The 14,931-nt window shown below is 32.6% G+C and carries 10 protein-coding genes; 8 read left to right on the top strand and 2 right to left on the bottom strand.

The window, feature by feature from the left end; genetic code table 11:
- Positions 1-223: 223 nt before the first annotated feature.
- Both pepI and P8V03_RS01115 read right to left on the bottom strand, forming a co-directional pair.
- Positions 224-1,105: a proline iminopeptidase gene (gene pepI, locus P8V03_RS01120; protein WP_318796440.1), complete on the bottom strand. Its 882-nt coding sequence runs from the start codon at positions 1,103-1,105 to the stop codon at positions 224-226.
- Positions 1,106-1,123: 18 nt separating this feature from the next.
- Positions 1,124-2,212 carry a M24 family metallopeptidase gene (locus P8V03_RS01115; protein ID WP_261670890.1) on the bottom strand — a complete coding sequence of 363 codons (1,089 nt, stop codon included), beginning with the start codon at positions 2,210-2,212 and terminating at the stop codon, positions 1,124-1,126.
- A 292-nt stretch (positions 2,213-2,504) separates the two neighbouring features.
- On the opposite strand from P8V03_RS01115, the gene P8V03_RS01110 reads away from it, so the two are divergent.
- From P8V03_RS01110 to P8V03_RS01075, 8 genes are all read left to right on the top strand, one after another.
- Positions 2,505-3,866: a peptide MFS transporter gene (locus tag P8V03_RS01110; RefSeq protein ID WP_318796439.1), complete on the top strand. Its 1,362-nt coding sequence runs from the start codon at positions 2,505-2,507 to the stop codon at positions 3,864-3,866.
- A 229-nt stretch (positions 3,867-4,095) separates the two neighbouring features.
- Positions 4,096-6,807 carry a 4-hydroxyphenylacetate decarboxylase large subunit gene (hpdB, locus tag P8V03_RS01105; protein WP_318796438.1) on the top strand — a complete coding sequence of 904 codons (2,712 nt, stop codon included), beginning with the start codon at positions 4,096-4,098 and terminating at the stop codon, positions 6,805-6,807.
- Between the two features lie 4 nt (positions 6,808-6,811).
- Positions 6,812-7,078 (top strand): 4-hydroxyphenylacetate decarboxylase small subunit, encoded by a 267-nt coding sequence (gene hpdC / locus P8V03_RS01100; protein ID WP_318796437.1) that lies wholly within the window; start codon positions 6,812-6,814, stop codon positions 7,076-7,078.
- A gap of 4 nt (positions 7,079-7,082) precedes the next feature.
- Positions 7,083-8,021 carry a 4-hydroxyphenylacetate decarboxylase activase gene (gene hpdA, locus P8V03_RS01095; RefSeq protein WP_346432495.1) on the top strand — a complete coding sequence of 313 codons (939 nt, stop codon included), beginning with the start codon at positions 7,083-7,085 and terminating at the stop codon, positions 8,019-8,021.
- Positions 8,022-8,157: 136 nt separating this feature from the next.
- Positions 8,158-8,832, top strand: coding sequence for a Crp/Fnr family transcriptional regulator (locus P8V03_RS01090; protein WP_318796436.1), 675 nt, complete (start codon positions 8,158-8,160; stop codon positions 8,830-8,832).
- Between the two features lie 213 nt (positions 8,833-9,045).
- The gene (locus P8V03_RS01085; protein ID WP_318796435.1) at positions 9,046-11,061 is read left to right on the top strand and encodes a methyl-accepting chemotaxis protein; all 2,016 of its coding nucleotides are present in this window, start codon (positions 9,046-9,048) and stop codon (positions 11,059-11,061) included.
- Between the two features lie 215 nt (positions 11,062-11,276).
- Positions 11,277-13,148, top strand: a complete 1,872-nt coding sequence (htpG, locus tag P8V03_RS01080) for a molecular chaperone HtpG (protein ID WP_318796434.1) — start codon at positions 11,277-11,279, stop codon at positions 13,146-13,148.
- A 247-nt stretch (positions 13,149-13,395) separates the two neighbouring features.
- Complete coding sequence (locus tag P8V03_RS01075) at positions 13,396-14,757, top strand: sigma-54-dependent transcriptional regulator (RefSeq protein ID WP_318796433.1); 1,362 nt, start codon at positions 13,396-13,398, stop codon at positions 14,755-14,757.
- The last annotated feature ends 174 nt before the right edge of the window (positions 14,758-14,931 follow it).

Here is a 14,931-nt window from a genome sequence, read left to right as displayed (position 1 = left end):
AATAGATTAATTCTAGTTTTCTTAATTTTTATTCAATTCATCTTAAAATATTGTCTGCTTTAGTAGTTAACTTGATTATTCCATTTGTAAAGGTCTCTGTTACTGCTGTTTGTTTACTATTATTAAAATCAATAAAAGAGATGTTTCAAAACTAAGTAATTAGCCTTGAAACACCTCTTTTTCTATGATTAATAACGAACCGAAAGCATTTTTGTTTTTAAAATTAATCGTTTTTATTCAACCATTTATTAAGTACTTCTATATACTTCTCATTTTCATCTACAAATGGCATGTGAAGACTGGATTCAAACAATTCCCATTCTGAATTTGGAATCTTGTCATACATTGTCTTTGCAATAAATGGTGAGCAAAGATCATGGGAGCCGCTGGTGATTAAACAAGGTTCTTGAATATCCTCAATCTCTTTCATAAAATCAAAGTTTTTTAATGTTCCAGTTGGAGTGAATTCGTTTTGCCCCCATGCAGTTATATAGGACTCTGTTCCAGCAACCTTTGGACGTCTTAAGCATTCTGGTGAATCCGGTCCTAATGGATATGCACAGTGACGAAGCATGAATTCTGCCTCTGCTTCTTGATATTCTTTTGTGGAATAATCCCCGGTCTCTTCTGCTTTTGCAATAGCATCCTGCATTTTTTGTGGAAGGAATTTAATTCTTCGACGTTGTTCTTTTTCCCATAATTCAGAGGATGGTAAAGTACTAGATAAAATATAACTTTTAATTCCTTTAGGTTTGTATTCACAAGCATATTGAATTGCCTGCATACCTCCCCAAGATTGTCCTAGTAAGTGAATTTCATCTAAGCCTAGGTGTTTACGTAACTGAATTAATTCTTCAATCCATGTCTCTGCGCACCATAAGTCAGGGCGGGAAGGTGTTGCGGACAATCCGCATCCTAATTGGTCATACATAATGACTGCACGACCATCTTCTGCAATCTTGTCAAGTACTTCAAAGTAATTATGTGTAGAACCTGGTCCACCGTGTAATAAGAGCAAAGGTTTCTTATTTCCAGTACATTCACCTACTATACGATAGTAAGTTTTATATTCTAGATAGGGCATGTAACCTTCGGTAATCTTCATAAAATAATCTCCTTATCTCTATTTCTGTTCAGGAACAATAATTACATCTTTTGTATATTTATTCAATACTTCGCAGCCATCTTCAGTTATTATAACAAGGTCTTCGATACGAACGCCTATTCCTTCTTCTGGTAAATAAATTCCTGGCTCAACAGAGAAGCATTGTCCTGGTTTGATGATGTCTTCATTTACGGAAGAAACATCACCGAATTCATGATCTTCTAAACCACAAGAATGTCCAGTTCTGTGTGTGAAGTATTTTCCATATCCTTTTGATTCTATGTAGTTTCTTGCAGCTAAGTCTACGTCACACATTCTATTTCCAGGTTTTGCAGCAGCAATACCTCTTAAGTTTGCTTCTACAACGATGTCATAGATTTCTTTTTGTCTTTCGGAAATTTCACCGATAAATACAGTTCTTGTCATATCAGATGCATAGTTCTTGTAGAATCCGCCTATATCAAGAACAACGCAATCTCCATATTTTCCTTTTGAATCATCTGTTACGTGATGTGGATCTGCTGCTCCCTTAGCATATGCTGTGATTGGGTCGAAAGATACTTCGTTAATACCATGTTTCTTGTAAATTTCTCGAACTTTAGCATTTAATTCTTTTTCAGATAAACCTCTTCCTACCCATGGAATCAATTCATCCATTGTAAGGTCATTTAATCTTGAGGATTCTCTTAAGATAGCAATTTCTTCTTCATCCTTAATCATTCTTACATAGTCAACGATAAAGGAACCGTTTACAAATTTGCTTCCTCCACCAAGTTCTTGTAATCTTAATAAGAATCTAGATGGCCATACTTTATCGATACCAATAACTTTATCTTTTTCTACAAATTTGGATAAAATCTCAACTCCGTCCTGGATATCGTTATACCATACGATTTCTACACCAAGATCCTCTTCTTGCGGGAATAGTTCATTAATAACGATTTTGTGGCCTCCATTAACATTTAAGTACAATGCTAGTAATCTTTCTCCTGGCATAATCCATTTGCCTGTTAAATAAAAAATAGCTGTAGGATCAGAAATAATCATTTGAGGAATCTCATGTTCTTCCATTGATTTTAAAACCCTGTTTAATTTGTTTATGTTCATAGTTATTGCCTCCCAATTTGGTTATTAAATACTAGTATAATACGATTACTAATATAATACGCTTGTCTTCAGATGTCAATGTTTACATTGAAGCTTTTGAATTTTTACAAATGAAATTATTTACATTTTTTCTTTGTATTGGTGAAAAAATTGTGCTATTATAGGTTATGTGAAGGTAACAATTTCACAACATATGGTATTCAAGTCAGTGCAAACCACTTAACTAAGAGATGTGCACATGACTTTGAAATACAGACTCAATATTAAATTTTTTTATGGGAGGAATGAAAAGATGGAAAGTACAAGCAGAAGACCATTTGGGTTCTATGTGTGCTCATTTGCTTTCACATTAGAAAGATTTGCATTCTACTCAGCAAAATGGTTAATCGCAGTATTCGTAGTTGCTACCGTAGCAAAGGGAGGACTTGGTCTTTCCGCTGCAGAAGGAGCAAAAATGTCTGCAAACTTAGTAGCATTTACTTATCTTGCTCCATTGATCGGTGGGTATATCTCTGACCGTATCGTAGGTGCTAGATACCTTGTTCCAATAGGAATGATTTTGATGGGAGCAGGTTACTTAGTGGGATGGCAAGCCTCAAGTGCTGCTATGGTTAACTTAATGATTATTCTAGTTTCTATCGGTACAGGTTTATTCAAATGTCAGACAAACGCTATAACAGGCAGACTTTTCGATGATCCAAGACAATTAGATAGTGCATTTTCTATTCAGTATTCTTTCGTTAACATTGGTTCTTTTATTGGTACAACCATTATAGGGGTACTTGTAGGAACTAAGGGGTACGCTTTCTGTTTCTTAATCTGTGCAATTATGATGTTTATTGATGCCGCTTGGTTCATTTTTGGATGGAGATTCTTAGGCGAAACAGGTAAAAAACCATTCAAGGTTGATGAACACGAAGAGGTAAAAGAGAAGCAGTTAGTAGAAGAAAAGAAGCCTCTTACATCAATGGAAAAGAAAAGAGTTGCTGCAATCGTTTTAATATCCTTCTTCTCTGTAATATTCTGGGTGTTCTGGTACTTAGCCTACATGCCTGTGTATTACTATTGGGGCGGCGACAATGCACTTGCTAACTGGACTATAGGTAACTTTACAGTGCCAACAGCTTGGTTTGATTCATTAAATGCATTAATGTGTATTTCATTAGGACCAATTCTTGGTGGATTATGGGTAAAATTAGCTAAGAGACCTCAAGGTGACTTAAGTATGTTTAAGAAGACTGCTTTAGGAATGTTATTATTAGGTTTATCTTATGTAATTTTTGCAATGGCAGATGTTACAAGAGGCGGTAATCTTGCATCACTTGGCTGGATCATTGCATTCGGTATAGTATTATCCCTTGGTGAAATGGTGTTCTCACCACTTGGAAACTCATTCATCAGTAAGTTTGCTCCACCTAGATTATTATCAAGAATGATGAGTGTTTGGGTACTTGCTGTCTTCTTTGCAGGAAAGTCCTACGGATGGTTGTATGAGTTTACATTAAAATTCAAATTTGCATCTGTATACTTTGTAATCGCAGGTATTGCTATTGCAGCTGGTATTATTCTTTGGTTATTAGATAATAAGTTGAACAGTTTAGTTGTAAAAGATGAAGAAGAACAAAATGCTGATGAAGTAGGTCATTATGTATAATAAATCAATTTGTTAACTAACCCGGGTGATTCAAAAAATCACCCGGGTTTTTGAGTTTTGGTTGAGAATTGAAACTTTTAAGATATAGAGAAATTATATTGCTTAAACTAATTGAAGAGTTTTTGTATGAATTTATTTAAAATTTTAAATTTTAGTATACTTTACACTATCTTCTTATTTTAAATTAATAGTATATTATCTATAGATTGTAGTAAGAGGGGGAAAATAGATGAATAAGTCAGTGGAAGATAAAATGAAAGAAATATTATTGTCAAAGGGAATAGATATTAGCAATTGCTCCAGTGATAATGGAGAACAAGACAATATACCAAAAGAACCAACTCCTAGAGCTAATGCCTTAAGAGATATTTTCTATAATACTTTAGCTACAGCAGATATGGAATTTCCATACTGGTACAATAGAAAGTGGAAGGAATTAGATGGTGAAATTACCATAGTCAGAAGGGCCAAAGCCTTGAAAGAAGCTTTTTCCCGCGTAACACCAAATATAATACCAGGCGAAAAGCTAGTTATGCAAAAAACTCGAAACTATAGAGGGTCCTTCCCAATGCCATGGCTTAGCGAAAGTTTCTTCGTTGCACAGGGGGATGAGATCTCAAGGGAGGCTTCTAAATCAGTTGGAAGTGCAGCAGACGAATTAAGTCATGTTGGACAAGGCGGTGGAAACGTAACGAAAAGCTTTGGAGAGATAGTGTCTATTGCCGGCAAGTTTGGAATGAGAAAGGAAGAAATTCCTGCACTTTTAAAGGTTGCAAGGGAATGGGTTGGCAAATCTGTTGAGGACGTAAGTCTTAGATATGAAAAAATGGTACCAGAATATGAAACTAAGGAAAAAATAATGAGAAGCTTAGTATGCATGTTTGATTCTGGATATACGATACCACAGGGAAGAGAAGTAGTTAACTATTACTACCCACTGCAGTATGGTTTTGATAAGCTTAAGGAAATAGCAAAGGAATGCATAGATAAAGTTGCTGGAAATGCAGATGGTGATGGACTAATAGGTATGGACAGACTTTACTTTTATGAAGCAGTTATAATTGTTATAGAAGGACTTCAACAGTGGATTCTTAATTATGCTAATCATGCTAGGCTATTAGAGGGAAGGTCCTCTAGTGATCAAGAGAAAAAGGAGTATAGGGATATAGCTGAGTGTCTTGAATCTATAGCTCATAATCAACCACAGAATTTTAGAGAAGCACTTCAGTTGTCCTACATTCTTCATATAGCCGTATTAAATGAAGATGTTATATCCGGACTATCTATAGGCAAACTTGGACAAATACTGTACCCTTGGTATGAACAGGACATAGCCAGCGGTAAGATAACAAAAGAGGAAGTTCTTGAACTTATGGAACTTTACAGAATCAAAATAACTTGCATTGATGTTTTTGCTTCAGCAGGAGTTAATGGTGGAGTATTATCTGGTAACACTTTTAACAACCTATCTTTAGGAGGATTAACAAGACAAAACCAAAGTGCAGCTAATGAATTAGAAATGATAATATTAGAAGCGGGAATAACTTGTAGAACTCCACAGCCAACTTTAACGGTAATGTATGATGAAAAGCTTCCAGAGGAATTTTTAATAAAGGCTGCTGAATGTTGTAAAACTGGAACGGGATATCCTGCATGGGTTAATAATAGAAATGCAATGGATTTCATGATAAATCAATATGCTGAAGAGGGAATGACTATTGAAGAAGCTAGATCAGTTGCAATTGGAGGCTGTTTAGAGATATCTCCTTGTTGTTGGAAAGTACTAACCTTAAATGGCAAAAGCTATGAAATTCCAGGTGGTGCTGGTCAGCCTACCAGTGTTGGCGTTCACTTTATAGCAAATCCAAAAGTTCTTGAACTAGTTTTAACTAATGGAAAAGATTATAGAACTGGAATGCAGGTTTATCCACCTCATAATAGAAAACTTGAAACTTTTGAAGAATTAATTGAAACCTTTGAACAATATTATGAAGATACAATAAAGATTCTTGCTAAAACTAACAATATCGAACATGATATTTGGAGAAAACAAAATATGGCTGTTATAAATTCTTTTCTTAAGCCAGATTCATTAGATAAGGGTCATCATATAGGAAATATGGGTTATAGATATAACGGAACCTTTAATGTAGAAACCTGTGGAACTATCACTATGATAAACTCTTTAGCAGCTTTAAAAAGCTTAGTGTATGATAGTAAGGAATATACTCTCAATGAGATGATAGATGGAATTTTAAATAATTTTGGTTATAAACAAGCATCTGAAACTGGAAACTACTCATTAGCAGAACAGGTAAAAGTTGATGGTGTTGATAAGTATGACAGGATATATGGTGATTGCCTAAAAGCACCTAAGTACGGAAATAACGACTTCTATGTTGATAGTATTTTAAAAGATTATGAAGAATGGTTAGCAGAGGCATGCAGCAAAGTTGAATCCTTATATGGTAAGAAAATGTATCCTTGTCAAATATCTGTGTCTACTCATGGACCACAGGGAGCAGCTACTTTAGCAACTACAGATGGAAGGTTAGGTGGAACTACTTATTCTGATGGTTCAGTATCTGCATATCCAGGAACAGATAGAAATGGTTTATATGCATTATTTGAATCAGCTAACATTTGGGATCACACTACATCACAAAATTCTCAAATGAATCTAAAAGTTCATCCAGCTGCACTAAAGGGCATTCAGGGCACGAAAAAATTATTAGATTTAACTAGAGCATATATGAGAAGAGGCGGCACCCACGTACAATACAACATTATAGATTCTACTATATTAAAAACAGCACAAAAATCTCCAGATCAGTACAGAGATTTACTAGTTCGTGTAGCAGGATTTACTCAGTATTGGTGTGAATTAGGTAAGCCTATTCAAGATGAAGTAATATCAAGAACTCAACATGAAGGGGTGTAGTAATATGGCATTAAAACATAATGATTGTTTAAATTTTTGTAGTATAGATGCAAATAAGGGAATATGTAGATTGACTAAAAATCTAATTTATATAGATACTGATACCTGTAGTAAATTTGATTTAGCACCTAAATGCAATAACTGTGAGAACTTTCATAATGCAGATGAGAATGGTATAGGAATATGCAGAGGTTTATCTAAAGAAGATTGGGTTTATGGCAGTTTAAATGCAGTAACTTGTAATAGTCATAAGTTCAATAGGAAAGGTTAATATTGTGAATACTAAAGGATTGATATTTGATATACAGAGTTTTTCTGTTCACGATGGACCAGGTTGTAGGACTACTGTATTTATGAGCGGGTGTCCACTTAGCTGTAGATGGTGTGCAAATCCGGAAAGCTGGGTTAAGAAACCTCATATAATGTTTAGTGAATTGTCCTGCAAATATGAAAAAGGCTGTAGAATATGTAAAGATAAGTGTACTAAAAAGGGGCTAAGCTTTGATAAGGAAAATAAGCCGGTACTAAACTTTAATATATGCAAATATTGTACTACTTTTGAATGTGCAAAAGCCTGCTATCAAAATGCTCTTAAAGTATGTTCTAAAGAATATAGCACTGAGGAATTAATGAACATATTAACAAGGGACTCTAATAATTGGAGAAGCGGTGGAGGCGTTACATTTAGTGGAGGAGATCCGCTTTCGCAAAGTAATTTTCTACTTGAGATACTTAAAAAGTGCAAGGAAAAAGGTATTCATACAGCGATAGAAACAACTGCATATAGTAAGGAGGAAATATTCCTGGATGTAATGAAGCATATAGATTTTGCCTTTATTGATATTAAGCATATGGATAGAGAAAAGCATAAGGATAAGGCTGGAGTATACAACGACTTAATTCATAGTAACATAACATCACTTGCAAAATCTAGCTGGAAGGGCCGACTTGTGCTGAGAATGCCTGTAATACATGGCTTTAATGATAATGACGACAATATACTACAATTAGTTAAATTTATGAATTTTAACGGTCTAGTGGAAATAAATATACTCCCATTTCATAGACTTGGAGAATCAAAATGGACACAACTTGGCCAAAGTTATGATTACTCATTAGAGGGAGACGTTTCTGATTCTAGGCTAAAAGAAATACAGAATATGTTTTTACAGAACAGCATAGTTTGTTACATCGGCCACGATACTTTGTTTTAACTATACTATTATAGTTATTTATACAGCATAATATTAAAAATCCATCAAGTTTATTAAAACTAGTAATTCTACTATTGGAATTGCTAGTTTTTCATTTATAATATAAGTATATATTTTATTCAAAGGATGAGTGAGCATGGAGTTAAAGGACATATGTATATATGATCACATAAAGGATTACTTAGATGAAATATCTATTGTAAGTTATAAAAAAGGACAATATATAACTCGTTCTAGTGAAAACCTTGAAGAGATCTTTTTTATATTAGATGGAAAGGTTAAGGTAGAATGTATAACCAAGTATGGCAAGAGCTTTTTAGTAGATGAACTGTCGGAAAATGAGTTCGTAGGGAAAATCAGTTACATGCATGATCAGAATTTATTTTGTGACATTAAAGCTACAAGTAATGCATCCTTATTAAAAATAGATAAAAATACCTTTAAAAAATTGCAGCAAAGCTCGGATTTCATGAAAATATTTTTGTTGAAGACTAGTAATAGAATATATTATATGTACAAGAAATTAATGATGAAGGATTTGTTTAAATTTGAGGAGTTATTTGCTTTTCACATACTGAAAAATTCTAAAAATAATATATTTAAATTTAAAAGTATGTACAGTCTTTGCAAAGTTTTATCAGTGAGCAGAAAAGGTTTATATAATACTATAAATAGATTTATAAAGGAAAACTGTATAAGAAAGGATGAAAATTCAATTGTTATTTTAGATAGACAGTATTTGAACAAAATTTCCACGCATGTAAGAGAGTTTAACGAAACTAATGGCAGTGATTTGAAATTTGATATATAGCCGCATATATAAGTTAAGCTTAGATATATAACTAGTTAACAAGTAAATACATTGTGATATTGGTGAAGAGTCTTTCCTAATTTAGGGAAAGGCTCTTTTTTATATTACTGTTCGAGAAAAATGTCAATTTGTGTTGAAGGTTGTAAAAAAATGTTATATAATTATAGAGTAAAATTGTAAACTATAAATTATAGATGGAGAGTTGAGTTAACTATGAAAAGGTTAAAGGTAAATTTAATGCTAAACACAATAAAAAGTAAGTTAATTGTAACCATGGTAGCGATTTGCTTAATTCCCGTGATTTTGTTAGGAGTTACATCTTACTTCAAATCTAAAAATGTACTAGAAAAGAAGCTTGAAGTTACAAGTATGCAAACTCTAAAGGAAATTAATAGAGGCATAGATAATTACTTTGATGCTATGGGGAATCAAGTAAAGGTATTATCCGTTAATGCAAACCTAGTAAACGTTGATAATACGGAAATTGAAGATTCTTTTAAATATGCTAAATATAGTATTAAAGATGTTCAAGAGAGTGATAATGATATAATAAGTGTTTATTTTGGAACTGAAGGTGGACACTTTACAACCTATCCTGAAGTTAAATTGGCAGAAGGATATGATTATAAGGGAAGACCTTGGTATAAAGAAGCTATAGACACTCCAGATAGAGTAATATATACAGAGCCTTATAAAGATGCTAACAGTGGAGAATTTGTTGTATCTATTGCAAAGGCTATTGTTAAGGAAGGTAAAGCAATTGGAGTTGTTTCTATGGATATCACACTTTCTAAGTTTACAGAAAACCTATCAAATGTAAAGGTCGGAGACGATGGATACATAATTGTAACTGACGACAAAGGTACTGCTTTGGTTCACCCAGATAAAAAGATAGTTGGAACTGATACTCTTAAAAAGTTAAGTTTATGGGATCAAGCTTCAAAGAATAAAGAGGGATTTACAAACTATGAGTATGAAGGAAATAGAAAATTTGGAGTATATACTACAAACCAATCTACAACTTGGAAAATATTTGCTTCATTAAATGAATCCGAACTTACTAAGGATACAGGTGAAATAAAATTTTTGACTTTTATATTGGTACTTATAACATCAGTATTGAGTGCACTTCTGTCTATTCTTATAAGCAGAACAATATCTAATAATATAAATAAATTAAGTCATTCTATGAATGTAGCTTCAGGAGGAGATTTAGTCACTCTAGCTGACGTGAAATCAAAGGATGAACTAGGAAAACTATCAAAGGATTTTAATTTGATGACAAAGAACATAAGAGAAATGATGGTAGGAGTGGAGAATTCATCAAAAGTTGTACTTGACACATCCTCTAATCTAAGTGCTATGTCAGAGGAAACTACTGCTTCTGTTGAGGAAATATCAAGGGCTATTGAAGAAATTTCTCAAGGTGCAACACAGCAAGCTTCAAGTACCCAGGAAGTAGCTTTTGGAATGGAGCAGTTAGCACAAGGCTTAGATAACATTGCTGAAGCTACAGAGGAAATGAACGAGCTATCTAGTAATGCACAGGAGCTTAGCAACAAAGGATTACAAATGGTTCAAGTTCTTGCTGATAAATCAGATGAAACTAAGGTTTCGGCAGTAACTGTTACAGAAATAATAGAAGATATGAATGTAAGTACACAAGAAATTAACAAGATTTCTGATACTATTACACAAATTACTGATCAGACAAACCTCTTATCTTTAAATGCAAGCATAGAGGCTGCACGTGCAGGAGAGGCTGGTAAGGGATTCGCTGTTGTAGCAGATGAAATTAGAAAATTAGCGGAACAGTCAAGAAAATCTACTGACGAGATAAAGGTTATAGTAGAAGCTATTAAATCAAAGTCTTCAACAGCAGTAAAGGCAATGGAAGAAGCAAGTACTATGATAACAGATCAAGGTAAGACTGTTGAAGAAACCACAGAAATATTTAATGAAATCTATCGCTCAATAAATAATTTAATCTCTATGGCAGGTCAGATAAGAAGTAGTATTTTAACTATTAATGATCAAAAAGGTGTTATTGTAAATCAAGTAGAGAGTATATCTGCTGTTTCTGAAGAAACTGCTTCTTCTACAGAGGAAGTAAATGCTTCTATAGAAGAAATCACCGCTATGATGTGTGAATTTACAAAAAATGCTACGGAACTTCAAAGCTTATCTCAAGGCTTGGAAAAGGAGTTAGGCCAGTTTAGGATAAAATAATTCAATAGTAAATTAAGTAAGAAAAATTATTATAATTATTAAAGTTTATTTTGACCTAGAAAAGTAACAGTTCTAGGTCTTTTTGATGTATTTTAAAGGTAGAGACAAATAGTAAAAGCTGTTGACATAAATTTGAAAATATGTTATATAAAAAAATAGAACTTAGCACTCAAGAGAAGACAGTGCTAATAATTATCATGGGAGGAGAGATTTACTTGGAAACAAAACAGTTTAAGGCAGAATCTAAAAGACTGCTGGATCTTATGATTAATTCAATCTATACCCATAGGGAAATTTTTCTAAGAGAGCTCATTTCTAATGCCAGTGATGCAATTGACAAGGTTTACTATAAAGCATTAACAGATGACTCCTTGAGCTTTGATAAAGATAACTATTATATTAGGGTGAGCTGTGATAAGGAAAATAGAATATTAAAGATTTCAGACACCGGTATTGGCATGACAAAAGAGGAATTAGACGACCACCTAGGGGTTATAGCAAAAAGTGGGTCTTTAAAATTTAAAAAAGAAAATGAATTAAAAGATGGATATGATATAATTGGACAGTTCGGTGTAGGATTCTATTCTGCCTTTATGGTAGCTGACACTGTTACTGTTATAAGCAGAGCCTTCGGAAACGATGAAGCATACAAATGGGAATCTAAAGGAGTAGAGGGCTATACTATAGAATCTTGTGAAAGAAACTCCTTTGGCACAGATATTATACTTAAAATAAAAGAAAATACAGAAGATGAAAATTTTGATGAATATCTAGAAGAATATAGACTAAAATCAATTATAAAGAAATACTCTGACTTTATTAGATATCCTATAAAAATGGATGTTACTAGAAGTAGGCTTAAAGAAGGCAGTGAAAAAGAGTATGAGGAATACACAGAGGAACAGACTGTAAACAGTATGGTTCCTATATGGAGAAAGAATAAGAATGAGCTCACAGAGGAGGATTATAACAATTTCTACTCAGAAAAGCACTACGGCTTTGATAATCCAGTAAAGCATATTCATATTAGTGTAGATGGAGCAGTAAGTTATAACGCAATCCTATTTATTCCAGAAAAAATGCCATACGATTTCTATACTAAAGAGTATGAAAAAGGATTGGAGTTATATTCAAATGGTGTTTTAATAATGAACAAGTGCTCTGACTTGCTGCCTGACTATTTCGGGTTTGTAAAAGGAATAGTAGACTCAGAAGACTTATCTCTTAACATATCTAGAGAGATGCTGCAGCATGACAGGCAGTTAAAACTTATTGCTAAAAACATAAAAACTAAGATAAAAAATGAATTAGAAAATCTATTGAAAAATGAAAGAGATAAGTATGAGGAGTTCTATAAATCCTTTGGAAGACAATTAAAGTATGGTATATATAGTGACTTTGGCAGTAACAAGGATATCTTACAAGATCTATTGATGTTCTATTCATCAAAGGAGAAAAAGATGGTTACCTTAGAAGAATATGTTTCTAGAATGCCAGAAGAACAAAAGTATATTTATTATGCTTCAGGAGAGTCAAATGAAAGAATAGAGAAAATGCCTCAAACAGAACTTGTATTAGACAAAGGATATGAAATTTTATACTTTACTGATGATGTAGACGAGTTTGCTGTACGAATGATAATGAAGTATAAAGATAAGGAATTTAAATCTGTATCTAGTTCTGATTTAGGTATAGAAGTAGAAGAAAAGGAAAATGCAGATAACAAAGAGAGCAAAGAGCTCTTTGAAAGTATGAAGAGTATTTTATCAGGTAAAGTAAAAGATGTTAGAGCATCAAAAAGATTGAAAAATCATCCGGTATGTTTATCAAACGATGGTGAACTTACAATTGAAATGGAAAAGGTACTAAACTCAATGCCTAATAACCAAAATATAAAGGCAGATAAAGTTTTGGAAATAAATGTAAATCATGACGTATTTGAATCCTTAAAGGAAGCTTATGAAAATGATAAGGATAAGTTAAATTTATATACAGATTTATTGTATAATCAAGCGTTACTTATTGAAGGATTACCAATAAATGATCCATTAGAGTTTACAAACAATATATGTAAGATAATGAAATAGAGAAAAAGCCACTTTCAAAAGATACTCATTGAAAGTGGCTTTTTTATGTTTATTTATTGAATTAGGTTATTCAGTTATAAGTTGTATTATATGATATGTTGTTGCAGGACTGTAATATAATCTTATGTAGATATAATTTTAAAATAAGTTGGGCTTTATTTTAAAAAATAAATGAAATATTCTAATAAATGTGTCATAATTAAGTATAAAAACTAATTGATTAGCTACATAAACAGGAGGAGATACTTTGAACTTTAAGGACAATTTTAAGATATTAATTGTAGATGATGAAGTGGACTATCTAAATTCAATGAAAAAGTTATTAGATGAAAAAAATTATAATTCAGAAATAGTCCTATCAGGAATAGAAGCTGTGAGAAAGCTTAAACAGGAAAGTTACAATTTGGTAATTACAGGACTAAGAATGCCAGAAATGAATGGAATTGAACTTACTGAAAAGATAAAAAAGGATTTTTCTAATATAGAAGTAATAATCTTAACAAGTTACGGCTCCATTGAGACAGCGGTGCAAGCAATGAAAAAAGGAGCCTTCAGCTACTTTGTTAGAGATAATGGTGCGGAAGAGTTATTAATGGAGATTGAAAAAATCAAGAAGTTCTGGAAGTTAAAATATGAGAATGAATTTTTAAGAAACCAGCAAAATAGTACAAGTTATATTTTGCAAACTTACAATGAAAAATACAAAGATGTACTAAATATAGTAAGAAAGGCAGCACAAAGCAATGTGAATATACTTATTACTGGTGAATCAGGTGTAGGAAAAGAGGTTTTAGCCAGATATGTTCATGAAATAAGTGAAAGAAGACAACAACATTTTGTTGCTGTAAACTGCCAAGCCTTATCAGAAAATTTGTTAGAATCAGAACTTTTTGGACACGAGAAGGGGTCCTTTACTGGTGCACTTGAAAGAAGAATAGGAAGATTTCAGCAGGCTAACGGAGGAACATTATTCTTAGATGAGATTGGAGAAATGCCTGTAAATGTGCAAATAAAACTTTTAAGGGTTTTAGAGTCTAGAACTATTGAGATGCTTGGAAGTAATAAAAGCATAAATGTAGATATAAGACTTATCTCTGCTACCAATAAAGACCTAGAAAATGCAATTATAGAAGGCGTTTTTAGGGAGGATTTATTTTATAGAATTAACACCATAATATTAGAAGTACCTCCTCTAAGAGAGAGAAAAGAAGATTTAAATATGCTTATAGAATTTTTCTTAAGAAAGTGTGAGAAAGAACAAAAGAAAAAGATAGTTAAGGTAGAAAAGGATGTTATAGAATTTTTACTGTCATACAACTATCCTGGGAATATAAGAGAACTGAGAAATATAATTGAGAGATTAGTTGTCTTATCTGAAAATGGTGTTATAAGGTTTGAGGACTTGCCCCAAAGGAAAAAAACTACTATAAGTGATGTTAGCAAAGTGGAGGATGTAGTATCCTTAAGAGACTTTAGAAAAGATATTGAGAAAGATTATATTGTTAAGATTTTAGATAAATGTGAGGGAAATATATCAAAAGCAGCAGAATGCCTTCAAATAAGCAAAAGACAATTATTTAATAAGATTGCTGAGTACGACATAAAGTAAAGTTTCATTATTTAAGATTATTATAAAGTGAATTTTTTTTCACGGTAAAAGTGAAAAAAAATTCACTTTTATTTATGCAAAAAAATACATAGCCATCAAAACAATAGGTAAAATCTATATTCTAAAGTTTTATTTATAGTGAAAGAGTAGTGGCACGGAAATTGCTATTATAAT

This window comes from Clostridium tanneri, assembly GCF_033659955.1.
Classification (GTDB): Bacteria; Bacillota; Clostridia; order Clostridiales; family Clostridiaceae; genus Clostridium_AM; species Clostridium_AM tanneri.
Note: the sequence above shows the minus strand (reverse complement) of the source record. Positions and strands in the feature narration are given on the sequence as shown.

Excerpts from the sequence above, each read along its gene's own strand:
- pepI (WP_318796440.1), bottom strand. The coding sequence starts at position 1,105 with ATGAAGATTACCGAAGGTTACATGCCCTATCTAGAATATAAAACTTAC.
- P8V03_RS01115 (WP_261670890.1), bottom strand. The coding sequence starts at position 2,212 with ATGAACATAAACAAATTAAACAGGGTTTTAAAATCAATGGAAGAACAT.
- P8V03_RS01110 (WP_318796439.1), top strand. The coding sequence starts at position 2,505 with ATGGAAAGTACAAGCAGAAGACCATTTGGGTTCTATGTGTGCTCATTT.
- hpdB (WP_318796438.1), top strand. The coding sequence starts at position 4,096 with ATGAATAAGTCAGTGGAAGATAAAATGAAAGAAATATTATTGTCAAAG.
- hpdC (WP_318796437.1), top strand. The coding sequence starts at position 6,812 with ATGGCATTAAAACATAATGATTGTTTAAATTTTTGTAGTATAGATGCA.
- P8V03_RS01090 (WP_318796436.1), top strand. The coding sequence starts at position 8,158 with ATGGAGTTAAAGGACATATGTATATATGATCACATAAAGGATTACTTA.
- P8V03_RS01085 (WP_318796435.1), top strand. The coding sequence starts at position 9,046 with ATGAAAAGGTTAAAGGTAAATTTAATGCTAAACACAATAAAAAGTAAG.